This window comes from Flavobacterium sp. N2820 (assembly GCF_025947285.1).
Classification (GTDB): Bacteria; Bacteroidota; Bacteroidia; order Flavobacteriales; family Flavobacteriaceae; genus Flavobacterium.
The window spans coordinates 2,520,999-2,544,300 of the sequence record NZ_CP110008.1 but is presented as its reverse complement, the minus strand read 5'-3'; the positions used below and the strand labels follow the sequence as shown (position 1 = coordinate 2,544,300).

General features: G+C 32.3%; 20 protein-coding genes. 3 read left to right on the top strand and 17 right to left on the bottom strand.

The window, feature by feature from the left end; translation table 11 throughout:
• The first annotated feature begins 109 nt into the window (after positions 1 to 109).
• Positions 110 to 1,510: a PQQ-dependent sugar dehydrogenase gene (locus OLM52_RS11940; protein ID WP_264548735.1), complete on the top strand. Its 1,401-nt coding sequence runs from the start codon at positions 110 to 112 to the stop codon at positions 1,508 to 1,510.
• Positions 1,511 to 1,525: 15 nt separating this feature from the next.
• Here OLM52_RS11940 and OLM52_RS11935 read toward each other — a convergent pair whose 3' ends face one another.
• The 3 genes from OLM52_RS11935 to OLM52_RS11925 form a co-directional block, all read right to left on the bottom strand.
• A complete protein-coding gene (locus OLM52_RS11935) occupies positions 1,526 to 2,566 on the bottom strand; it encodes an aldo/keto reductase (RefSeq protein WP_264548734.1) in 1,041 nt (346 codons plus the stop codon).
• A gap of 100 nt (positions 2,567 to 2,666) precedes the next feature.
• Positions 2,667 to 3,632: an OmpA family protein gene (locus OLM52_RS11930; protein ID WP_264548733.1), complete on the bottom strand. Its 966-nt coding sequence runs from the start codon at positions 3,630 to 3,632 to the stop codon at positions 2,667 to 2,669.
• Positions 3,633 to 3,660: 28 nt separating this feature from the next.
• Entirely contained in the window at positions 3,661 to 4,422 is a 762-nt protein-coding gene (locus OLM52_RS11925) for an exodeoxyribonuclease III (RefSeq protein WP_264548732.1), read from the bottom strand.
• A gap of 196 nt (positions 4,423 to 4,618) precedes the next feature.
• On the opposite strand from OLM52_RS11925, the gene OLM52_RS11920 reads away from it, so the two are divergent.
• Positions 4,619 to 6,409 carry a lysophospholipid acyltransferase family protein gene (locus OLM52_RS11920; RefSeq protein ID WP_264548731.1) on the top strand — a complete coding sequence of 597 codons (1,791 nt, stop codon included), beginning with the start codon at positions 4,619 to 4,621 and terminating at the stop codon, positions 6,407 to 6,409.
• Between the two features lie 35 nt (positions 6,410 to 6,444).
• Here the strand turns inward: OLM52_RS11920 and OLM52_RS11915 are convergent, their stop codons facing one another.
• From OLM52_RS11915 to OLM52_RS11870, 10 genes are all read right to left on the bottom strand, one after another.
• A complete protein-coding gene (locus OLM52_RS11915) occupies positions 6,445 to 6,861 on the bottom strand; it encodes a DUF2752 domain-containing protein (protein WP_264548730.1) in 417 nt (138 codons plus the stop codon).
• A 22-nt stretch (positions 6,862 to 6,883) separates the two neighbouring features.
• Positions 6,884 to 7,270: a DUF4234 domain-containing protein gene (locus OLM52_RS11910; protein ID WP_264548729.1), complete on the bottom strand. Its 387-nt coding sequence runs from the start codon at positions 7,268 to 7,270 to the stop codon at positions 6,884 to 6,886.
• 79 nt (positions 7,271 to 7,349) lie between these two features.
• Positions 7,350 to 8,303 carry a 2-hydroxyacid dehydrogenase gene (locus OLM52_RS11905; protein WP_264548728.1) on the bottom strand — a complete coding sequence of 318 codons (954 nt, stop codon included), beginning with the start codon at positions 8,301 to 8,303 and terminating at the stop codon, positions 7,350 to 7,352.
• Positions 8,304 to 8,378: 75 nt separating this feature from the next.
• On the bottom strand, positions 8,379 to 9,614 hold the full coding sequence (locus OLM52_RS11900; RefSeq protein ID WP_264548727.1) for a murein hydrolase activator EnvC family protein: 1,236 nt from the start codon (positions 9,612 to 9,614) through the stop codon (positions 8,379 to 8,381).
• A gap of 49 nt (positions 9,615 to 9,663) precedes the next feature.
• Positions 9,664 to 10,428 (bottom strand): DUF4292 domain-containing protein, encoded by a 765-nt coding sequence (locus OLM52_RS11895; protein ID WP_264548726.1) that lies wholly within the window; start codon positions 10,426 to 10,428, stop codon positions 9,664 to 9,666.
• Positions 10,428 to 11,765 carry a tetratricopeptide repeat protein gene (locus OLM52_RS11890; RefSeq protein WP_264548725.1) on the bottom strand — a complete coding sequence of 446 codons (1,338 nt, stop codon included), beginning with the start codon at positions 11,763 to 11,765 and terminating at the stop codon, positions 10,428 to 10,430. The genes OLM52_RS11895 and OLM52_RS11890 overlap by 1 nt, the downstream gene beginning before the upstream one ends.
• A complete protein-coding gene (locus OLM52_RS11885; RefSeq protein ID WP_264548724.1) occupies positions 11,766 to 12,776 on the bottom strand; it encodes a sugar nucleotidyltransferase in 1,011 nt (336 codons plus the stop codon).
• Between the two features lie 149 nt (positions 12,777 to 12,925).
• Positions 12,926 to 13,360 (bottom strand): dUTP diphosphatase, encoded by a 435-nt coding sequence (dut, locus tag OLM52_RS11880; RefSeq protein WP_264548723.1) that lies wholly within the window; start codon positions 13,358 to 13,360, stop codon positions 12,926 to 12,928.
• A gap of 1 nt (position 13,361) precedes the next feature.
• Positions 13,362 to 14,822, bottom strand: a complete 1,461-nt coding sequence (locus OLM52_RS11875) for a lipopolysaccharide biosynthesis protein (RefSeq protein WP_264548722.1) — start codon at positions 14,820 to 14,822, stop codon at positions 13,362 to 13,364.
• Positions 14,823 to 14,849: 27 nt separating this feature from the next.
• The gene (locus OLM52_RS11870; protein ID WP_264548721.1) at positions 14,850 to 15,305 is read right to left on the bottom strand and encodes a hypothetical protein; all 456 of its coding nucleotides are present in this window, start codon (positions 15,303 to 15,305) and stop codon (positions 14,850 to 14,852) included.
• A 108-nt stretch (positions 15,306 to 15,413) separates the two neighbouring features.
• Here OLM52_RS11870 and OLM52_RS11865 point away from each other — a divergent pair, with 108 nt between their 5' ends.
• Complete coding sequence (locus OLM52_RS11865; protein ID WP_264548720.1) at positions 15,414 to 17,495, top strand: prolyl oligopeptidase family serine peptidase; 2,082 nt, start codon at positions 15,414 to 15,416, stop codon at positions 17,493 to 17,495.
• Here the strand turns inward: OLM52_RS11865 and OLM52_RS11860 are convergent.
• From OLM52_RS11860 to atpA, 4 genes are all read right to left on the bottom strand, one after another.
• On the bottom strand, positions 17,492 to 17,920 hold the full coding sequence (locus OLM52_RS11860; RefSeq protein WP_264548719.1) for a GNAT family N-acetyltransferase: 429 nt from the start codon (positions 17,918 to 17,920) through the stop codon (positions 17,492 to 17,494). The genes OLM52_RS11865 and OLM52_RS11860 overlap by 4 nt on opposite strands.
• Before the next feature lies 1 nt (position 17,921).
• Positions 17,922 to 20,264: a S9 family peptidase gene (locus OLM52_RS11855; RefSeq protein ID WP_264548718.1), complete on the bottom strand. Its 2,343-nt coding sequence runs from the start codon at positions 20,262 to 20,264 to the stop codon at positions 17,922 to 17,924.
• Positions 20,265 to 20,778: 514 nt separating this feature from the next.
• Positions 20,779 to 21,636: an ATP synthase F1 subunit gamma gene (gene atpG, locus OLM52_RS11850; RefSeq protein WP_264548717.1), complete on the bottom strand. Its 858-nt coding sequence runs from the start codon at positions 21,634 to 21,636 to the stop codon at positions 20,779 to 20,781.
• A gap of 76 nt (positions 21,637 to 21,712) precedes the next feature.
• A complete protein-coding gene (gene atpA, locus OLM52_RS11845) occupies positions 21,713 to 23,290 on the bottom strand; it encodes a F0F1 ATP synthase subunit alpha (RefSeq protein ID WP_153201107.1) in 1,578 nt (525 codons plus the stop codon).
• Positions 23,291 to 23,302 lie beyond the last annotated feature (12 nt).

Sequence of the window (23,302 nt, the reverse complement as noted above, 5' to 3'; positions counted from 1 at the left end):
TAAAGAGCGTGAAAACTCTTTGCGCTTTTTTATTTTACAAATGTAAATTACTGAAAATGAAATAGTTTAAAAAATATTTCTTAAATTTAAGAACTCAAAACTACCCATTATGAAAACAATACTACTTTTCAGTTTAATGATGATGTCATTTTTTGGACAGTCTCAAACCATCAGTTTACAGTCTTTTGCAACTGGTTTTGATAGCCCTGTTGAAATTACAAACGCTGGAGATTCACGCTTATTTGTTGTTCAAAAAGGCGGATTAATTAGAATATTAAATACAAACGGAACGGTAAATACAACTCCATTTTTAAACCTCTCTACCCTAATTTCTTCAGATGGAGAACGTGGATTATTAGGCTTAGCTTTTCATCCCAACTATACAACAAATGGGTATTTCTTTGTCAACTATACCAACACTTCTGGAAATACAGTTATTGCAAGATATTCTGTAAATTCAGGAAACCCAGATATTGCCAACACCACAGGAACAATTTTAATGACAATATCTCAACCTTATTCTAATCACAATGGTGGTAGCATAAAATTTGGCTCCGATGGCTATTTATACATTGCTATGGGTGATGGTGGTAGCGGTGGCGATCCTGAAGGATATGCTCAAAACTTAACTATAAATGCATCATTTCCTACAAGAGTATTTCTTGGTAAAATGTTGCGTATTGATGTCAATTCTACAATTGCACCTTTTTATACAATTCCAGCAACAAATCCTTATTTTGGACAATCTGGTTTAGGAGAAATTTGGGCAACAGGATTAAGAAACCCCTGGAAATTTTCATTCAACAGATTAAATGGTGATTTATGGATTGCTGATGTGGGTCAAGGTGCTATTGAAGAAATTAATAAAATTGTAAACCCATTACCAAACACTGGAATTAATTTTGGTTGGAGATGTTACGAAGGAAATTCAACTTACAATACCTCGGGTTGTGCGCCTTCAAGCACTATGACATTTCCATTTGCTCAATATGCACGTTCTGGCGGAGCTTGTTCAGTAACTGGCGGATATTTTTATACGGGTTCAACCTATCCAAATTTTCAAAACAAATATTTCTTTACAGATTATTGTGATGACAAAATTAGAATGGTTAACAGTGCTGGAGTCATAACAACTACTACTTCATTTTCGGGAAATAACTTTGTAACTTTTGGTGAAGATGTGAATGGCGAATTATATATCGCAGGAATTTCTTCGGGAACAATTTATAAAATAATCGATTCATCTTTAAGTAGTTCTAATTTCGAAACTAATGGGTTTTCATTATTCCCAAATCCAACCAAAGAATCGTTTACTATAAAAAGTTCGACCGCTAATTTGGCAACTAAAATTGATGTAATCGACTTAACCGGAAAATTGCTTTTTACCAAACAAGTAAGTACAAATCCTGAAAACACCATTACCACAGCATCCTTGTCAAAAGGAATCTACTTGGTTTCTGTTGAAACCACAAATGGGACTAATTATACAACAAAATTAATTGTTGAATAACTAATTGAAAACCATTTAAGGCGCTGGATTTGGAATTAATTCCTGAATTTTTTCAATTTCAGCAATAATTTCGTCTGATAAAACAGTGTCAAAAGCTTGAATGTTTTCTTGCAATTGTTCCATAGTTGTAGCGCCAATTATCGTTGAAGTTACAAATTGTTGACGATGTACAAATGCAATTGCCATCTGCGTTAACGTTAAACCGTTGGCTTCAGCTAATTCTTTGTATAATAGGGTTGCTTTGAAGCAATTTTCATTAGTATAACGAACAAAATTAGGAAACAATTTCATGCGCGAATTTTCGGGATAACCCTTCAAATATTTTCCAGATAAAAATCCGAAACCTAACGGAGAATAGGCTAATAATCCAACATTTTCTCGCATTCCAACTTCTGATAGCCCTACTTCATACAATCGATTCAATAACGAAAACGGATTTTGAATCGTAGCAATTCTTGGCAAACCGTGCTTTTCACTTTCCATTAAAAAACGCATCACGCCCCATGGATTTTCATTTGAAAGTCCAATGTGTTTGATTTTTCCTTCTCTGATTAATCCGTCGTACACTGTTAACACTTCAAAAATATTATCTTGCCATTTTGGGTCTAATTCCTGAACACCACGTTTTTGAAACATGTTCATAATGCGTTCTGGCCAATGCATTTGATATAAATCGATGTAATCCGTTTGAAGGTTTTTTAAACTCAATTCTACTGCTTCGTGAATACTATTTTTCGAAAAATCCAATGGTTGACGAATGTATTCCATTCCGCGATTTGGCCCTGCAATTTTTGTAGCTAAAACCAGTTTTTCACGCTCTGAAGTTCCAATTTTTTGAATCCAAGTTCCAATGTGACGTTCAGTACTTCCAAAAATTTGAGCGTTTCCACCAATAGGATACATTTCGGCAGTATCAATAAAATTAATTCCTTTTTCAATGGCATAATCCAATTGACTGTGCGATTCACTTTCGGTATTTTGATTCCCAAAAGTCATTGTTCCTAAGCAAATTTTACTGACTTTTAGTTGGGTATTTGGTAGTGTTGTATAGTTCATTTTCAATTTCAAAATTTAAAATCCAAAGTTACAAAGTTTAAACCAAAGAAAAAGGCTTGAATTTTGAACTCAAGCCTTTTTATCAATCTTTTATGAAATGTTATAGTTCATTCAACATTTTAGAAATTTCATCTAACTTAGGCGTTAAGATGATTTCGATTCTTCTGTTTTTTGCTTTTCCTTCAGCGGTTTCATTACTCATTAAAGGTGCATATTCACCACGTCCAGCAGCAGTTAAGTTGCGCTTGTCAATAGCTTTGTTTTGTGATAAAATGTTTACAATAGCTGTGGCACGTTTTGTAGATAAATCCCAGTTATTTTCAACTCCACCACCAATAGTTCCAGTAATTTTATCATCATCTGTATGTCCTTCAATTAATACAGAAATGTCTGGATTATCTCCTAAAACTTTACCTACTAAATCCACGGCTTTTTTACCTTCAGCACCCACTGTCCAACTTCCCGATTCGAAAAGTAACTTGTTTTCCATCGAAACATAAATTTTTCCATTTCTATTTTCAATGGTTAAACCTTTACCTTCAAATGCCTTTAACGATTTTGATAAAGTTTCTTTCAATTTTTTTAGAGCAGCCTCTTTGTCTGCCATCATTTTTTCTAATTCGGCCAAACGAGTGGATGATGCTTCTAAATCTTTTTTCAATTTATTCAATCGATCTTGTTCTGCTGTCAACGCTTTTTGTTTTGCTTCTAACTCTGCTAGTAATTGTCTGTTTTTATTGATATTTGCTTCTAGAGCAGCATTGCTATCTTTTTCAAGAGCAGCATAAGAAGATTTTAAGTTATCTAAACTTTTTTTAGTAGAAGCATAATCTGATGCAAGTTTGTCGCGCTCAGCTTTGGTTTTATCTAATTCCGTTTGTAAGTTACTTTTATCTAATTCTAACTGATTTTTATCGGTTTTTAAAGTCGTATTTTCATCTGATAAAGCGTTGTGCTCCTTCTTTAAATCAGCATATTTATTTTCTAAATCTTGATAGATTTTTTTAGAAACACATGAAGTAGTTAAACTTAAAACTACGCAGGCAAGGGCAAATTTTCTAATCATTAGTATGTCGTTTTTGATTAATTGATTCTTATTTAATTTCTACTAAAACTGGGCAATGGTCCGAATGTTTGGCTTCGGGTAAAATTAGTGCTCTTTGAATTTTATCTTTCAAAGGTTCGGCTGCCAAACAATAATCGATTCTCCAGCCTTTGTTATTATTTCGAGCATTGGCTCTGTAACTCCACCAACTGTAATTGTGTGGTTCTTTGTTTAAATGACGGAAAGTATCTACAAATCCACTTTTCATAAAACCATCTAACCAAGCGCGCTCTTCAGGTAAAAAACCAGAAATTTTTGCGTTTCTGATTGGATCATGAATATCAATGGCTTGGTGGCAAATATTATAATCACCACAAATAACCAAATTTGGGATTTCTTTTTTCAAATCATTTATATAGTTTTGAAAGTCATCCATAAACATAAATTTATGTTCCAATCTATCAATATTTGTGCCAGATGGGAGGTACAAACTCATTACAGATAGGTTTTCAAAATCTAGGCGTAAATTTCTTCCTTCAAAATCCATATGTTGAATTCCTGTCCCAAATACCACATTTTTAGGTTCAATTTTTGATAAAACTGCTACACCACTATACCCTTTTTTTTCGGCAGGAAAATAGTATTGATAGGGATAACCCGCTGCTTCGATTTCAATTTTTGGAATTTGCTCTTCCGTTGCTTTAATTTCTTGAAGACAGATAACATCAGGATTTGCTTGTTGTAACCAGTCTAAGAAACCTTTTGTAATGGCAGCACGAATTCCGTTAACGTTGTATGATATGATTTTCATGAATATAATTAGCTTTTGACCAAATATAAGAAAAAGGTTTTAAATAGTAACGCCCAAATAAACGCTCAATTTATAATTAATTAGTTATCAGATTAATAAAAAAAATAACAAAATTGCATTTTTAAATATAATATCAAATAGCGTTCAATTCAATAGAATTGTTATCTTTGTTTCTTGCTCAAAAAACAAATTATAAATGGGTTTAGTTACTGCTAAAGAAGTTGCAAAAGCGATTAACGTGGATAAATACGGAGTTTTCGGTACTTTTTCTGGGTGGCTATTAATGAAAGTACTAAAAATTTCTGCATTAAATAAGCTATATGATCGACATAAACATTTAAAAGATGTTGAGTTTTTAAAGGCTATTTTAGACGATTTACAAATAAAATTTGAGATTCCAGAAGAAGACTTAAAGCGTTTACCAAAAGATGGCGCTTACATAACAATCTCTAATCATCCTCTTGGTGGAGTTGACGGAATTTTACTATTGAAATTAATGCTTGAAAGAGAACCTAATTTCAAAATTATTGCAAACTTTTTATTGCATCGTATAGCGCCTTTGAAGCCCTATATTATGCCTGTTAACCCTTTTGAAAATCATAAAGATGTAAAATCAAGCGTGATTGGAATAAAGGAAACATTGCGTCATTTAAGTGATGGAAAACCTCTAGGAATGTTTCCAGCAGGTGAAGTTTCTACCTATAAAGACGGAAAATTAGTCGTAGATAAGCCTTGGGAAGAAGGTGCAATTAAAGTAATTCGCAAAGCACAAGTTCCGGTGATTCCTATATACTTTCATGCTAAGAATAGTAGATTATTTTACTTCTTATCAAAAATTAACGATACACTAAGAACTGCCAAATTACCAAGTGAATTACACACTCAAAAAGATCGTGTAATCAAAGTTCGTATTGGAAAACCTATTTCAGTTGCCGAACAAAATGAATACCAAGACATTGAAGCGTATGGCGATTTTTTAAGAAAAAAAACCTATATGCTTTCTAACGCTTTTGAAGATGAAAGTAAGATTAATTTACCAAAATTAAGCCTTCCTAAACCTCCAAAGCAAATTGCAAAACCAGCCAATCAAGATCAAATTTTGGAAGAAATGGCTTGTTTGAAAAAAGGTGATTATCGTTTATTGCAAAGTAAAAATTATGAAGTTTACTTTGTAACAGCTGATAAAATTCCGAATATTTTACATGAAATTGGTCGTTTAAGAGAAATTACTTTTAGAGAAGTGGGCGAAGGAACTAACGAATCGTTAGATTTAGATCCTTACGACAAATATTATCATCATATGTTTTTGTGGGATGAAGGTGCGCAATGCATTGCAGGTGCCTATCGTATGGGATTAGGTTCGCACATCTATCCAAAACACGGAATCGACGGGTTTTATTTGCATGAATTATTCCGTTTTGAACCAGAATTATATGACATGATGAGTAAATCTATCGAAATGGGTAGAGCATTTATCATCAAAGAATACCAACAAAAACCAATGCCTTTATTTTTACTTTGGAAAGGAATTGTACATACAACTTTACATTTTCCAGAGCATAAATATTTGATTGGTGGTGTGAGTATTAGTAATCAGTTTTCAGAATTTTCAAAATCATTGATGATTGAATTTATGAAATCACATTATTACGACCCTTATATTGCGCAATATGTGCATCCGAAAAAAGAATTTAAAGTAAAACTAAAAGATGCGGATAAAGATTTTGTTTTTAACGAAACTGAATCTGATTTAAATAAATTTGATAAGATTATTGACGAATTAGAACCTGGAACTTTACGTTTACCCGTTTTAATCAAGAAATATATCAAACAAAATGCTAGAGTGGTTGCATTTAATGTTGACCCACTTTTCAATAATGCTGTTGATGGATTGATGTATATTAGAATATCTGATATTCCTGAAAGCACCATGAAACCAGTTATGGAAGAATTTCAGGCAGAATTAGAACGAAAAGAAAAAGGATAAAAAATAAAAACGGCTTACAAATTTGTAAGCCGTTTTTATTTCCAAATACTTTGTTGCACAATATCATTCCATGAATTTTCTTGTACAAAAAGAATTAATCTTACAATGTGATATCCTATCAAAAATGTAGCTAAGTAATACGCTAATTTTCGGTTGTAAAACCATTCTCTAAAATAGGTTTTATTTGTTTTAATTTCAACTAAAAACAGTACAATCATAAAGATACAAAACCCAACAACTAATGGTCCAAACAGATGAAAACTTAAACTTTTCAATACGTTTCCATCATAAAAATAAACAATTGATTTTGTGATTCCACAGGATGGACATGGAAAACCTGTAGTTGCTTTTAATGGGCAAAACGATTGCTCTTTATCTAACGAATTATTACTGTTTTGAAGCCATAAAACAAAGGGTATCGCAAGTGTTAAAACTGCACCTGTAATACCCAAAATTCTATTTAAAACAAAGTTTTTAATTGTATAATCTATTAATATCTCCTTGAACAATCATTGCTGCTGCCATAGGGAAAAATAAACCTAAAATGATTAGTAAAGTAGATTGGTCTTTATTTAATTCTCCTGTTCTTTTATAAACATTTGGTAATCCGTCTTTACCTAAAACGTAATAAAAATATAAGTTTACTGGTAAACAACATCCTGAAAAAACGGCTACAGGTGTAGAAATCACTTCTTTATTAGATACTGCATTTACGACTTCAGCTACTTTTATATTCCAATAGATTAAATACAATCCACAAGTTATAAAACTCAATAATAATACAATAATTGGGTCAACTTTGAATACTGGAATGTTGTTGTTTGGCTGATTCCATGTTTCTTGTTGGTTGGTTACTTCCATTTGTTTTTGTTTTTTGGTTAGTTGTACGAATATATAAAAATATTGCTTATAAGTCTAACCTATTTGATTTTGTTACAACTTAATTTGTGTAATTATTTTTTATTTTATCAACTATAGTTTGTGCTAATTTTTGATGACTTTCAAATGTCCATCCCGCAATATGTGGCGTTAATAGTACGTTTTCAGCTTGTAATAAATACTCAAAAGCTGCAGGTTTTTCACCTTCAAACAACGTTTCAAACGAAAGTTTTTCATATTCTAAAACATCTAAACCTGCTCCAGAAATTTTTCCCGATTGAAGTGCTTGAACTAAATCCTCTGTTACTACCGAATTTCCACGTGCGGTGTTAATAAACCAAAATGGCTTTTTGAATTTATCAATAAAATCTGCATTTATCATTTTATCGGTTTCTATTGTCCAAGGTGTGTGCAAACTTAATACATCGGCTTTTTCTTGTAATTCACTTAGAGAAACTTGAGTTGCATTTGCGTCTCCCATATTGGGTAAAATATCATAACATAAAACCGTTACATCAAATCCTCGCAATTTTTTTGCAAACGATTTTCCCATATTTCCATAACCGATAATTCCGATGGTTTTTCCCTCTAATTCATGTCCGCGATTGGCTTCTCGTTTCCACTGACCTGATTTTACCTCGTTATTGGCTTTGTTCAAATTATTAAAAAGAGATAACAACATTCCGAGTGCATGTTCACCAACCGCATTGGCATTGCCTTCTGGAGCCGCGATTAAATGAACACCTTTTGCCACAGCATAATCGCAATCGATACTTTCTAAACCAGCACCAACTCGCGCAATAAATTGCAAATTAGTAGCTTTATCTATAAACGTTTTATCAATTTTAAAACGACTTCTGATGACAATTCCGTGGTAATTCTCGATTTTAGCTTCTATTTCTTGTTTTGATGAAGAAAAATCAGCTTCATTATGAAAACCGGCTTGTTGCAACTGTTCCCAAAGTAATGGGTGATTGCTATCGATGTGAAGAATTTTTATTTGTGACAAGTTCATTTTACTCAATTATTAGATAAAAATACAAGAAATAATAATTCAAAAAAAATGAGGCCATTTGACCTCATTCTTGTTTTATAAATTTAACCAAGATTCTGGATTTAGTGTTGTGGTATTTTGCAATACCAAAAACTTAATTACCGCACTACCCGAAGAATCGGTATGAATTTTTCCGATATTTTGTTTGATTGTCACTTTTTGACCTTTAGTAACACTCACAGAAGATAAATTCAAATAAACGGTAATAAAATCTCCATGCTGAATATAAACCGCTTTATTGTTTGCCGAAATGACCTGGACTTGTAAAACCTCGCCACCAAAAACAGCTCTTGCTGATGAACCTGGTTTTGTTGAAATTTCGACACCACTATTGTGAATGGTCAAATTCTTATGAACTGGATGCGGTTGATCGCCATGTTTTAATGAAATATAGCCATCCACTACAGGCCAAGGTAATTTCCCTTTGTTTGCTTTGAAATTATCTGAAACTACTTTACCTTCGGCAGATAAAACAAATTTAGACGCTGCAGCAGTTCCTGTTTTTGGAGCTGCTGTACCTGTTTTTGCAGCATTTCGTTTGTTAGCAGCAGCAATTTCGTCAGCAATAATTTTCTTGATTTTTGCATCAATTTCTTTTGCTTCTTTTTGCTTTTTGTTAATTTCGGCAGTATATTTTTTCTTATCCTTTTGAATTAGTTTTACTAAACGCTCTTGTTCTTGCTTTTCTTTCTCTAATTCTTGTTTTTCTTTTTCAGTTTGGACCAAAACCTTTTCTTTCTCCTTTTTACTGTTTTGTAAATTGATTTCGGCTTGTTGTAGTTTTTGTTGCTTTTCTTTTATTTCTTCACCTTGCATTTTTCTAAAACCTGCATACTGCTTCATATATTGAATGCGTTTGTAAGCTTGAAGGAAATTTTCAGAGGATAAAACAAACATAATTCTACTTTGTTCGTTTCTACTTTTATATGATTTCACAATCATTTTTTCATAATCCTCACGCAAAACTTTTAATTCTCTATTCAATTTGTTCATTTCGAGTTGCGTCAAATAAATGTCATCACTCAATAAACGGGTTTGTTTTGCAGTTGCACTTAATAACTTTTGTCTAAGATTTATTAAGTTTTTTTGTTGGGTAATTTGTTTTAATACCGATTTTTCCTTTTTCTTTTCCGATTCTAAACGTGCTTTGTTGTCTGCAATTTCTTTTAAAATTTGCGCTTTTTTTTGTTCTAATTTTTGCTGTTCAGAAGTTTGAGCAAAAGCAATAGAAGTAATAAAAAAGAAAAGAAGTATTTTGAAAAATTGGTTCATGCACTTTGGATTTTTACAAAGGTAGTTTTTGTTTTACTAAAATAAAAAATTAATCAATTTCAATTGCCTTATAATCGTTAGGTATCGAATAAGAATAACTCAAATTTTCATTAAATGTTGTGTTTTTATATTCAATATCAATTGAAACTTTATCCTTCTGAGATGCTTTAATGTTAATCTCATTAGGTAAAAACATTTTTTCAACCAATTTGTGTGACGGATATTTAATCTCTAATGCTCTATTTTGACTTGCCTGTGCAATCGTTTCTTTTTTTAATAAATAATTTGCTGCTTCAAAGTAGAACTCTTTTGTAATAGCCGTATCAGATGGTTTTGATAATTTGAATAGTTTTTCATTGATTTCAGAAACCCATTTGCCTTTTGTTAAATCATCAATTGATTTTCCAAGAAACAAATTTTGCACTTTGTTAAAATCTAAATCAGTTCCGAGCCAATTGCTTAACATACTAAAATCGCCTTCAAAATAAGTACTGTTTATTTTTTCGTAATAGCTCACTTTTGTTGGTGTAATGAGTGCTTTTGCTACAGGAAAACCTAAAACTTTAATATTTATCCAAATAATTTCGTCTTTTTTAATTCTAATTTCAGCGTTTATTGATTGCGATTGCTTTTCATCTTCATATTTGGCATTGGCACGAATACTTAAAGTTTTAAAATCGTGTTCGTTTGCATAATGACCTTTGATAATTTTTGAAACTTCTATAGTATCATTTGCTGCAGCAGTTGCCACAGATTGCTTGGATTTACATCCTATTAAAAAGAAAATTAGTATGGCTGATAAAAGGTATTTCATTATTTTGTTTGTTTTAGTTTATTTGAATACAATTGCTTTTTGGCAGTGTCATTCAAATTTTCGCAACTAATAATTAATTGTTTATAAAAATTAGCTTCTAAGGTTTTGTTTTCTACTACAAAATCTAAGCCGTTTTCTAATAATTCTTTTGCTTTTTTAAAGTTCTTCAACTGATTGTGTCCAAAACCTGCGTAAAAATAATAGCTTGCTTGTGTTGGATATACTTCTGTGAAATCAGTAGCTTTTTTTACCAATAGTTGAAAATCTTGTTTTTGATAAATCACTTCTAAATAATAATCGATACTTTCAATGTCTTCAGGATTTTTTTTGATTGCTTTCTCGAAGTAATAAATTGCTTTCTCTAAATCGCCTTTTTTCCAAAAGAATTTTGCTACTTCTTTTGCAACAGCAATTTCTCTATCGTTATCAAAATAAGGAATTGCAGTATCAACATCGTTGAAAAATGTTGGATTTTTTATAGCGAAAATCAAAAATTCATTAAAAATACGATGTTTGATTTTTAAATCAATTTTTTCATTTTCCAATACTTTAAACATTGATTTAGAAGCATTTACCCCATCATTATTGTTCAAGTGAAATTTTATTAAACTCACGTGAGCCCAATCGGAATTTGGAATTTCTTTCTCCAATTGTTTTGCCACTTCAAACGCTTTATCTTCTTGGTTAAAGCTCGAGTACAGCACAATTAAATCTATGTAATTTTGTTCGTACTTTGGGTTTTTTTTGATGGCTTCTTCTAATACTTCTTTTTTTGGTTTTGCAAATTCGTTTGATTCTTCTAATTTAAGTTTGTAGAATTCCATTGTAGTGGTCAAATGCGAACTTGCTTGCATTTCCTTTAACAAGGCTAATGCTTTTTCTTTTTGATTGGTATTCATGTAAAGTGAAACCAAATCTTCTCTCATATTTGGGTCGAACTCAATTAGTTTTTGAACCACTGGAATCGATTTTTGAAAGTCTTTGGTTTGGTAATATACATCATACAAACCATTCCAATACCAACGCTGTTTGTTATCTTGCTCTATTGCTTTTTTGAATGAGACTTCCGCATCAACATAGTTTTTTAAATCCAATTGATTTTTTCCTAATTCATATAAAAAAGCGGGGTTTTTTGGTTCTTTTTCTAAACATTTCTGAATCGCCACAATAGCTTTGTCATAATTTTCGATGCCTCGTTGTTTTAAAGCTTCATAAAAATTATCTTCGGTTTGGTTATCTACTAATGCAATGTCTTCGGGATTTTCTTGCGCAAAAGCATAGTTTCCAAAACTGAAAAGCAGGAACGCAAATAAAACGATGTGTTTTTTCTTTATCATCTATTCTAAAACGGAATAATCTCCGATACTAATACTTGTAAAATTGCCATCAAAAGTTGCATGATTTCCTATCATTGCATTGTCTAATTTGGCGTTTTTTATGTTTGAATGCGTTTGCACCAAACTATTTTTTATGGTAGAATCAATCACATGACATCCTTTTCCTAAGGAAACATTTGGTCCAACTGTTGCGTTTATCAAACATACATCCTCCCCAATATAACATGGAGGAATGATGGTTGCATTTTCTAATTTCACATCAGCAGCAACTAAATTTTCACCGTCGTTATGTAAAAAACCTAACATTCTTGAATTGGTTTCAACGGTAACGTCTTTATTTCCACAATCCATCCACTCGTCTACTTTCCCTGGTACAAATTTCATGCCTTTTGCCATCATTTGTTTAATACCATCATTAATTTGGTATTCGCCACCGTGAATAATATTGTTATCTAACACCGATTGCAATTCGTTTTTCAACACAGCAACATCTTTGAAATAGTAAATTCCGATTACGGCTAAATCTGATACAAATTCTTTTGGTTTTTCCACCAATTCGATGATTTCTCCGTTAGTGTTTAAATTTACTACACCAAAAGCTTCTGGTTGATCGACTTGTTTTACCCAAATTACGCTATCAGCAGTGGTATCTAAATCGAAATCAGCACGAATTAAGGTATCGGCATAAGCAATAACCGCTGGACCACTCAAAGAATCTTTGGCACACATAATTGCGTGACCTGTTCCTAAGGCTTCATTTTGATAATAAATGGTTCCTTTTGCACCTAATTTTTGAGCAATGGCAATTAAATCTTCTTCTACTTTTTTACCAAAACTTTCGTGAATAATAAACGCAACTTCATCTATTTTCTGATTTAAAACTCCGGCAATATCCTCCACTAACCTGTGAACGATTGGTTTTCCAGCTACAGGAATTAATGGCTTTGGAATGGTTAAGGTATGTGGGCGAAGACGTGAACCACGACCTGCCATAGGAACGATTATTCTCATTGTATGTTTTTATTTTAAACGCAAAGCTTGCAAAGGTTTTTCGCAAAGTTCGCTAAGATTATATTTTGATATTTTTCTGAACACTTTATTCAGAAGACTTCAACTTCGCTCAATCAGACAAACTGCTAACTGAGACTGAAAACTGATTACTATTTCACACCAGTACTCCCAAAACCACCTTCACCTCTTGAAGTTTCAGATAATTCTGTTACTTCAAGCCATTCAGCGCGTTCGTGTTTGGCGATGATTAATTGAGCAATGCGTTCTCCGTTTTCGATTACGAAATCTTCATGGGATAAATTTACTAAAATCACACCAATTTCTCCACGGTAATCGGCATCAACTGTTCCGGGTGAATTTAAAACGGTGATTCCTTTTTTGGCTGCTAAGCCACTTCTTGGGCGCACTTGAGCTTCAAAACCGATTGGTAATTCAATAAAAAGACCTGTTTTTACAATGGTTCTTTCTAATGATTTTAGTGTAATTGGTTCAGATATATTCGCGCGTAAATCCATTCCAGCCGAAGCGATTGTTTCGTAGTTTGGTAACTCGTGATTTGATTTATTGATGATTTTAATCTGCATGTTATTTTCTTCTGATAATCGTTAAAATACTTTCTTTTTCGTTTCGGTATACAAAGTAAGCAAAAAACAAGATAGCTGCAATTCCGAATATGTAAGTTTCACGTAAAATTGGCACATAAAACGAAATTCCAGAAAGCACTATTGCTAATCCCAAATACGTAAAAATCGATTTCTTATCGTATGGGATTGGGTATTTTTTTTGTCCCATCCAATATGAGATTAACATCATGGTTCCGTATGCAAAAATGGTAGCAATTGCTGAACCCATATAACTGATAATTGGAATTAAAAGTAAATTTAAAACTAAAGTTACTATTGCTCCAACAATTGAAATATAAGCCCCAATTCTAGTTTTGTCGATTAATTTGTACCAAACGGATAAATTGGTATAAATCCCTAAAAAGAAATTTGCTAAAACTATTAATGGCACTACATCCATCGCATCCCAGTAAATTGCTTTTGGTACTAAAATTAATTTTAAAATATCGGCAAAAACGATAACTCCTAAGCAGATGAATGAACCAAAAATGACAAAATATTTCGTAATTGTTGCATACGTTTGCGGTGCATTTTCGTTTTTTGAATGACTAAAGAAAAACGGTTCAATTCCTAAAGAATAAGCTGTTCGAAACAGCACCATAAACATCCCAATTTTATAACACGCAGAATAGGCTCCAATATCGGCCATATCCACATGCATCCAATCTAATAGAATCTTATCAAAATGTTCATTGATTGCAAAAGCAATTCCTGCAACTAAAATGGGCAAACCATATTGCATCATTTTCTTCCACAAATCAGTATCAAATTGCCATTTGATTTTGAAATAATCAGGTAAAACAAATAATAGCGTGCATAAACTTGCTATTAAACTCGAGACAAAAATATAACCAATTTGGAAATCATCATGATAGATGGTTTGTATAAACAAATTAGAAGATTCACTTGCGATTTCAGGTAGAAAAATCAAAAAGAAAACGTTGAACATCAAATTAATCAAAACATTTGAAATCTTAATTACTGCATATTTTATAGGACGACCTTCTGCCCTTATTTTAGAAAACGGAATAATTGCTAATGCATCTAGAGTCAAAATCCAAATGGCAAAAACAACATATTCAACATTAATTTCTGACCAATCCGCTAAGTTTTTTCGAAACAAAAGAAACAATACCAAAAAACCTATTGTGGACCAAAAAAGTGAAATGGTGGATGTAGAAATTACTTTGCCTTTGTTTTCTTCCGAATTATAAAATCGGAAAAATGCGGTTTCCATTCCGTAAGATAAAATCACATTAAAGAAAACTAAATAAGAAAAAATTACGGAAACTTCTCCCATTTTCTCCTTATCAGTAAGATAATAAACAAAAATTGGATTTAGAATAAAACTAATAATTCTAGGCAAAACTGTTGCTATGCCATAAATTGCCGTTTGTTTAAAAAGACTTTTGTAAAGACTCATTTATTGTTTTTAGAATAACAAATGTAATTAATTCTTTGGTTTTGTTGAAGGATATTGTAACATTGGTTTTTCTTTAACTTCTTTAATAGTTTGACGGATTTCTTTTCCGTTTTTTAAGAAGATTAAAATGGCTTCATTTTCGGCTAATGTTAAGGCATTTTTTGGACTGGTGTAAATTTGGGATTCATCACCATCAAATTTTTGTTGATTGCCTTCGGTTTTTATTCTTGCTATGAAATGTAATGCGTTTTGTTTTTCAAATGGCACTTCGTACCCTCTAAAAATTACTTTTTTTAACTCAATTTCTTCACTTAATGTCGTTTTTAAATTCACATAAAAGTTGATACCACTTCCACCACCACGCACTCCCGCTACCCAACTTTCATAGGATGCAGATAAGTTGGTTTCTTGTACAATTGTTTTAGATGAGTTGCAAGAAATTAAATTTGCACTAACAAATAGTATTAAAATATACTGAATCATTATAAATTTCGTTTTGATAAAGTTACTGAAATTATTATTGCAAAAAACAGTCCAAAAGTATTGTTTAGGATAATATTTTAATACTTTCGTAAGACTATTTGTATGATTATGACACGATATTTATTTTTACTACTTTTTGTTTCAATTACAGTTTTTTCTCAACATAAAATAGAAACAAAAAAAGTTTCGACAACTCTTTCTAAACATGGAATTACCATTCAAGACGACTACACTTGGTTAGAAAACACTTCTAACAAAGAAGTAATTGATTGGATAACATTACAAAATAATGTTAGTGAGCAAAAGCTTACTGAAGTTGTTAAAAACCATAACTTTTCGTTTAAAATAAAAGATTATGACTATTTATCCACCTATTCATTGCCAAGTAAAAACGGAAAATATTTTTATAACACTTACCGAATTGATAAAAACAAACCCGGTGTTTTATATTACAGAGAAAGCTTAAATGATTTAGGCAAACCGTTAGTTGATCCGTATGATGTTTATAAAGATGAAAATGTTGTTTTGTTAGGTTATTATCCTTCAAAAAATTCAAAATATTTAGCTTTTAGAATAAGTCCGAATGGAAGTGATCGACATGAAATAAAATTTAGAGATTTTGTAAATAAAAAATACCTTAATGATGTTTTAACCGATATTAAATTTTCGAGTGTTGCTTGGAATGGTGATAAAGGCGTTTTTTACAAGAAAAATTCAAACAAAGAATTCTTTGCAAGAGATTCTACCTATCAGTTATTTTATCATAAAATTGGTGATGTCCAAAGTAAAGACCAATTGGTTTTTGATACTTCAAATACAAAGTCAAATTTTAGTTTTTTCACTAAAAAAAATAAATTATACATAAGTGAGGTTAGTGAAGATGAAACCACTAAAAACTATTATTATACTGAACTAGATAATGAACAATTTGATTTTAAAAATTTTGTAAAAGAGGATAAAACAAATTTTGAATATTTAAATATTGTAGCTGATAAATTTTATTTTTCTGACGAAAAGTATCCTTGGGGAAATATAAGTTATTTTGATATAAATAATCGTGCTGAAAGTACGATTTTAATTCCTCAAGTATATTCTCATTTACTAATAGGAGCCACATTTTTAGACAATTATATCATTTGTAAGTATAACAATATGGGCAAATATTATATGTCAATTTACGATTATACAGGAAAATTTATTCGAAAATTTGAAGCACCACACAGTATGGATTTTCAAATTAGATTTTATGACGAAAAAACAAATGAACTTTTTGTTACTTTTTATTCCTACACAATTCCTTCATTAAATTACAAATTAAACATTACTACTGGAGCCAATGACATTTATTTTAATGAATTTATTCAACCAAAACCTACCTTGTTTCCGTTTAACTATTTTGAAACCAAAATTATTACGTATAAAAGCAGAGATAACAAAGATATTCCGATAGTTATTATTCACAAAAAAGGAATTGAGTTGAACGGAAACAATCCCACTTTATTAAAAGCTTATGGCGGTTTTGGAAGCATTAGTAGCCCAACTTATGACACCGGATTATTGCATTTTTTAGAAAAAGGTGGTGTGTATGCTTATGCACAAATTAGAGGTGGTGGCGAAAAAGGGAAAAATTGGCACAAAGAAGGAAAAGGTTTGAAAAAAATTAATTCGATAAATGATTTTGTGGATGCAGCCGAGTTTTTAATGTCGGAAAAATATACAAACCCTAATAAAATAGCAATCACTGGTGGTTCTAATGGCGGATTAGTGGTTGGTGCCGCAATGACCCAGCGCCCTGATTTATTTAAAGTCGTAGTTGCCAATGTGGGTGTGTTTGACATGATAAATGCTCAAAAATTCACGGTTGGAAAATATCACTTAGATGAATATGGAAACGCTGATATCAAAGAAGAATTCAATTCTTTATTAAAATTTTCTCCATTACATAACATAAAAGAAGATGTAAATTATCCAACTTGCTTAATTATTACATCTGAAAATGATGACAGAGTGCCTCCATTTCATTCTTATAAATTTGTTGCAAAACTTCAAAGTAGAAGCGCTCAAAAAAACCCCATTTATTTAAAAGTAAATAAAAATGCAGGTCATTATGGAAACATTTCAAATTATGAAAACAGAGTAAAAAAAGAAAGTGAATTTTATAGTTTCATCTGGGAACACTTAAATAATTAATGCTCTAAATATTTTACAAAATGAAATCCTTTGGGTACAAAACCATGATTCATGTAGAATTTTTGGGCTCCAAAATTAGTGGTATACGCATCTAAAGCAATCATATTACACTTTTCATCGATGGCTTTTTGGTTGAGATATTCGGTCATAATGCTGCCAATTCCTTTGGAACGAAAATCTTCGTGTACCACGACATTGTCTAATTCCAAATATTTGCCACACCAAAGCTTAGTTCCTATCCAAAACCCAGCCAATCCTGTAGTGATTCCGTTTTCCACTACAATTAATTGTTTGTAATTGTGCGGAATCATTTTATCTAACAAATCGCCATAAATTTCTGGCGTGTAATCGGGATACAATTGTTTTATGATGGATAATTGCTCCAACATTTCGGTTTTCGTTCCTAATTCAAGTAACTGGTGCATTTTATTTTTGTACTAAATTTTCGTTGAATAAGTCTAAAATTCTTCGGTATTCGTCTACCCATGAATAGGTTCTTTTAAATCCGTGTGCTTCTACTGGAAATACCGCTAAATCCCAGTCTTTTTTGCCTAATTCGATAAATCGTTGCGTTAATCGAACAATGTCTTGGAATTGGACGTTATCGTCTACCATTCCGTGGAGCATTAACAATTTATCTTGTAGATTATTCGCAAAATAAATAGGAGAACTTTTTTTATAGGCTTCTGGATCGGTTTCTGGGAAATTCAAAATGTTTGAGGTGTAGCCGTGATTGTAATGCGCCCAATCGGTTACCGAACGTAAAGCGGCTCCTGCTTTGAATTCGCCAGGTTCTGTCAACAAAGCCATTAATGTGATAAATCCGCCATACGAACCGCCATAAATTCCCACTCGGTTGGCGTCAATTCCTGCTTTTTCTACTAAATATTTCTTTCCATCCAATTGATCCGATAAATCTTTTCCACCCATGTGACGGTAGATTCCCGTTCTGAAATCACGACCGTAACCATCGCTGGCTCTGTAATCGATGTCTAAAACCGTGTAACCTAAATCGGTAAGTAAATTGTGAAACATGAATTCTCTATGATACGTGCTCCAATAATTGTGTGCATTTTGCAAATAACCTGCGCCGTGTACAAAAATGACTGCCGCTTTGTTCTTGTTCTCCACTTTTGGTTGGTACAAACGCGCGTAAACAGTTGTACCGTCTTCCGCTTTAAAAGTAATGACTTCCGGTGCTTTCCAATTGTATTTTTTGAATTCTGGCGTAGTTGAAAACGTAATTTGTTTTAATTCGGCATTCGGTTTGTTGGCACCAACGTATAATTCCCATGGTTTGTTTTTATACGAATAGCGCACCAAAAGTGTTTGTTCGTCAGGAGATAATTCCACTTCGTAATTGCCATCGTTTGTTAAAATTCCAGTCATTTTTTTTGAAGCGATGTCCAATTTGTAGAAACTTCTGTTGCCTGGATGCGTTGTGGTTGTCGTAATATAAAACGATTTGGCATCATTCGATAATTGAACTTTTCGAACTTCCCAATTGCCTTTTGTTAGCGCTTCTTTTTTCTTGGTTTTCAAATTATATGCATACAAGTGCGAAAAACCGGAAACTTCTGATTGAAAATAAATGGTTGAATTGTCAATAAAACCTAAAGTTCCGCTACTGAAACTATATCCTGGAATTCCTGGACCGCCAATCCATGCTTCGTCGTGTTGATGATCTAATTCGGTGATTTTTCCTGAAACTAAATCCAATTCCACAATCCAGCGGTGTTTATTGTCTTGACTTCTGATTTCTAAAACGGCATTTTTTCCGTCTTTGCTATACACTGGACTTTGCATTACTACAGGAATATCGTATTCCGAATCGCCTTTTAATTTTTCATATTCTTGATAATATTTTGGCGCTTCTTTTATACCCGATAAATTGGAAAACGAAACGTAATACGTAGTATCTTTTTCTACATTGAAAATTCCGAATTTGTGCTTACTGAAATTATCAATCGAAACTTTTGCGCGTGCTTTTTTACTTTGAGTAAATCCATCGGCTGTAATAAAATGCTCTACATCGGTTGACGTTTGCGTTGGATAATCTGAAATTCGGAACGTTACAAATTTTCCATCAGGCGAAATTTTTACTTGTTCCAAAGACGATTTATCATAGAAAATTTCTTTTGGAAACTTCTCGTTATTGGATTTGGATTGCGCTTCATACCATTCGTCTGATTTAGCTTCATCGCGAACAAATTGAAACAACTCCTTTTGTTGCGCAACAAGAAATGAATCTTCTTCTTTGTCGGATTTACTTTCTTTTCCTGTTTTGAAATTCGTTAATTGAACAATTGAAAAGTCTTTGGTATTAAATTGATATACATTTCGATTTTGCTGAAAGAAAATAATATCAGGATTACTGCTTCTTTCTACCGAGTTAATGCGTTCGGCTAATTGAATGACTTTTTTGGTCTTTTTTGTAGATTTGGTATACGCATACAAAACGCCTTGATTGGTGTAATATACAACATCATAATCTTTCTGTGTTGCCATAAAATCCAAATCGTAAATAGGATTTGAAGTCGTTACTTTTTGAGGCGATTTACTTGATTTGTTCCAAAAATAGGTGCTGTTATCAATTTCATTGTTCGGATTCCAATCAAATAAAACGGTTTGCCCATCGATAGACCAACGGTGATTTTCGGGTTGATGCCCGATGAATTCGTCTCCTTTCATGATGTCTTCTAAACGAAGATTTTGTGAATAACTAAAAAATGTGAAAAGTAGTAAGAAGAAACCGCAATATTTTTTCATTGGAAAATAGTTTGTTACTTACAAATATACCAATAAAAGTAAATGCGTAAAAAAAGGATTTGTTAAATGAGTTTGTTGTTTGTGGAAATTTTATTGTGGGAAGGAATAGAATTCTATTTTATCTTGGTTAGTTATAAATTTCTATAAACACTTAAAATTAAAAAAATTAAACAAAAAAATCCCATAAACATAAATATTATCGAAAACTGCTTAGAAATCAAAATAAAATAATTTTTAATGTTTGAATCCTCAGATGAAGTCTTAGCCTTTTTTATAGAGTGATTTTTAAAACCTAAAAAACCAATAATAATCATAAGAATTGATTGAAAAAAGAATATAGTTACCCATACACTATCCATAAGTATTTAAGATATAAACATTAATAATTGATTTTTACATTCTAAAGATTTCATTTAATAAAAAAATTGGTTTTATCAAACAATTATCATAAATACAAATATAAAACAAAAAAGTCCCGAATAAATCGGGACTTTTTTAAATATGTGTATTAAAACTAGCTTTTCAAAGCTTCTGCTCCACCAACGATCTCTAAGATTTCGTTTGTAATAGCCGCTTGACGCGCTTTGTTGTAAGTTAATTTTAATTGGTCTCTTAATTCTGTAGCATTATCGGTTGCTTTATGCATTGCTGTCATACGTGCTCCGTGTTCTGCTGCAAATGAATCTCTAATTGATTTGTATAATTGTGTTTTTAATGATTTTGGAATCAATGTCAACACAATTTCTTCTTTAGATGGTTCAAAAATATAATCAGAAGCTACTACTTCGCCACCCACAATTGGAGCTAAAGGTAAAAACTGTTGTGTTCTCACAATTTGAGTTGCAGCATTTTTAAATTCGTTATAAACGATTTCGATTTTATCGTAATCACCTTTCACAAATTTATCCATTAATTGTTGTGCAATATCAGAAGCATTTTCGAAAGTTAATTTGTCAAAAATAACATTATTAACTTCGATTACGTTGTTTGTTTTACGTAAAACGTCGTTTCCTTTTTTACCAATAGCAAAAATATCTACTTGTTTTCCTGCATACGTATCAGCAACTGCTTTTGCTTGTTTAATTACATTGGTATTAAACGCACCACACAAACCTCTGTTTGAAGTAATTGCAACGATAAGTACTTTATTTACTTCTCTTTGAGCTGTAAAAGCACCACCAACTTCTCCTTCAAGAGTTGCACTTAAGTTTTGTAATAGCTCAGTAAGTTTTTCTGCATACGGACGCATTGCTGTAATAGCATCTTGCGCTTTTTTTAATTTTGCAGCAGAAACCATTTTCATCGCCGATGTAATTTGCATCGTAGATGAAACAGAAGTAATCCTATTACGTATTTCCTTTAAGTTTGCCATTTTGTTAATTTGTCAATGTGCCAATTTATCAATGTGTCAATTAATTGTCTAATTGACACATTGTCTAATTGACTAATTAATTATATTTTGCTGAAATTTCTTTCGCTACTTTTTCTAAAACGTCAGTGATAGCGTCATCAAACTTACCTGCTTTAAGTGCGTCTAATGTATCTCTGTGTTTAGCGTTTAAGTATTCTAAGAAATCTTTTTCAAATTCTTTTACTTTAACAACTGGTACATTTCTTAACAAGTTTTTAGAACCTGCATAAATGATAGCCACCTGATCTTCTACTGTAAAAGGAGAGTTTAAACCTTGTTTTAAGATTTCAACGTTTCTTTTTCCTTTTTCAATAACGTTTAAAGTTACAGCATCTAAGTCAGAACCAAATTTCGCGAAAGCTTCTAATTCACGGAATTGTGCTTGGTCTAATTTTAAAGTACCTGATACTTTTTTCATTGATTTAATCTGTGCATTACCCCCAACACGAGATACAGAAATACCTACGTTAATTGCAGGACGAACTCCAGAGTTGAATAAATCACCATCTAAGAAGATCTGTCCGTCAGTAATCGAAATTACGTTTGTAGGGATATATGCAGAAACGTCACCTGCTTGTGTTTCGATAATTGGTAACGCTGTTAACGAACCACCACCTTTAACGATTCCTTTGATAGAATCTGGTAAATCGTTCATGTTTCTAGCGATTTCGTCGTTATTAATTACTTTACAAGCTCTTTCTAATAAACGAGAGTGTAAGTAGAAAACGTCTCCAGGATAAGCCTCACGTCCTGGTGGTCTTCTTAATAATAAAGACACCTCACGGTAAGCAACAGCTTGTTTAGATAAATCATCATAAACAATTAAAGCTGGACGACCTGAATCTCTAAAATACTCACCAATTGCAGCACCTGCCATAGGAGCATATACTTGCATTGGAGCTGGATCAGAAGCATTTGCAGCAACAATAACAGTGTAAGCCATTGCACCTTTTTCTTCTAACATTTTTGCGATTCCTGCTACAGTTGAAGCTTTTTGTCCAATTGCAACATATATACAGAATACAGGTTTTCCTGCATCGTAAAATTCTTTTTGATTTAAGATGGTATCAATACAAACTGTTGATTTACCAGTTTGACGGTCACCAATAACCAACTCACGTTGACCTCTACCTACTGGAATCATAGCATCAACTGCTTTTACTCCTGTTTGTAATGGTTCAGTTACGGGTTGACGGAAGATAACTCCAGGAGCTTTTCTTTCTAATGGCATCTCGTATAACTCACCACCGATTGGACCTTTACCATCAATTGGGTTACCTAAAGTATCCACAACACGACCTACCATTTGTTCTCCTACTTTAAGAGAAGCAATACGTTGTGTTCTTTTTACTGTAGAACCTTCTTTGATTCCTGTTGATGGTCCTAAAAGTACCACCCCAACATTGTCTTCTTCTAAGTTCAATACGATCGCCTCTAATCCGTTTTCGAATTGTACTAACTCTCCGTATTGAGCGTTTGATAATCCGTAAACACGAGCGATACCGTCTCCAACTTGAAGTACAGTTCCAACTTCTTCTAACGATGCACCAGATTCAAAACCTGATAATTGTTGTTTTAATATTGCTGAAATTTCAGCAGGTTTAATTTCCGCCATTGTGATATATCT

Coding starts and splice junctions, on each gene's coding strand:
- OLM52_RS11870 (WP_264548721.1), bottom strand. CDS start 15,305: ATGATTCAGTATATTTTAATACTATTTGTTAGTGCAAATTTAATTTCT.
- OLM52_RS11935 (WP_264548734.1), bottom strand. CDS start 2,566: ATGAACTATACAACACTACCAAATACCCAACTAAAAGTCAGTAAAATT.
- atpA (WP_153201107.1), bottom strand. CDS start 23,290: ATGGCGGAAATTAAACCTGCTGAAATTTCAGCAATATTAAAACAACAA.
- OLM52_RS11875 (WP_264548722.1), bottom strand. CDS start 14,822: ATGAGTCTTTACAAAAGTCTTTTTAAACAAACGGCAATTTATGGCATA.
- OLM52_RS11890 (WP_264548725.1), bottom strand. CDS start 11,765: ATGATAAAGAAAAAACACATCGTTTTATTTGCGTTCCTGCTTTTCAGT.
- OLM52_RS11895 (WP_264548726.1), bottom strand. CDS start 10,428: ATGAAATACCTTTTATCAGCCATACTAATTTTCTTTTTAATAGGATGT.
- OLM52_RS11865 (WP_264548720.1), top strand. CDS start 15,414: ATGACACGATATTTATTTTTACTACTTTTTGTTTCAATTACAGTTTTT.
- OLM52_RS11905 (WP_264548728.1), bottom strand. CDS start 8,303: ATGAACTTGTCACAAATAAAAATTCTTCACATCGATAGCAATCACCCA.
- OLM52_RS11860 (WP_264548719.1), bottom strand. CDS start 17,920: ATGCACCAGTTACTTGAATTAGGAACGAAAACCGAAATGTTGGAGCAA.
- OLM52_RS11910 (WP_264548729.1), bottom strand. CDS start 7,270: ATGGAAGTAACCAACCAACAAGAAACATGGAATCAGCCAAACAACAAC.
- atpG (WP_264548717.1), bottom strand. CDS start 21,636: ATGGCAAACTTAAAGGAAATACGTAATAGGATTACTTCTGTTTCATCT.
- dut (WP_264548723.1), bottom strand. CDS start 13,360: ATGCAGATTAAAATCATCAATAAATCAAATCACGAGTTACCAAACTAC.
- OLM52_RS11930 (WP_264548733.1), bottom strand. CDS start 3,632: ATGATTAGAAAATTTGCCCTTGCCTGCGTAGTTTTAAGTTTAACTACT.
- OLM52_RS11940 (WP_264548735.1), top strand. CDS start 110: ATGAAAACAATACTACTTTTCAGTTTAATGATGATGTCATTTTTTGGA.
- OLM52_RS11920 (WP_264548731.1), top strand. CDS start 4,619: ATGGGTTTAGTTACTGCTAAAGAAGTTGCAAAAGCGATTAACGTGGAT.
- OLM52_RS11900 (WP_264548727.1), bottom strand. CDS start 9,614: ATGAACCAATTTTTCAAAATACTTCTTTTCTTTTTTATTACTTCTATT.
- OLM52_RS11925 (WP_264548732.1), bottom strand. CDS start 4,422: ATGAAAATCATATCATACAACGTTAACGGAATTCGTGCTGCCATTACA.
- OLM52_RS11855 (WP_264548718.1), bottom strand. CDS start 20,264: ATGAAAAAATATTGCGGTTTCTTCTTACTACTTTTCACATTTTTTAGT.
- OLM52_RS11885 (WP_264548724.1), bottom strand. CDS start 12,776: ATGAGAATAATCGTTCCTATGGCAGGTCGTGGTTCACGTCTTCGCCCA.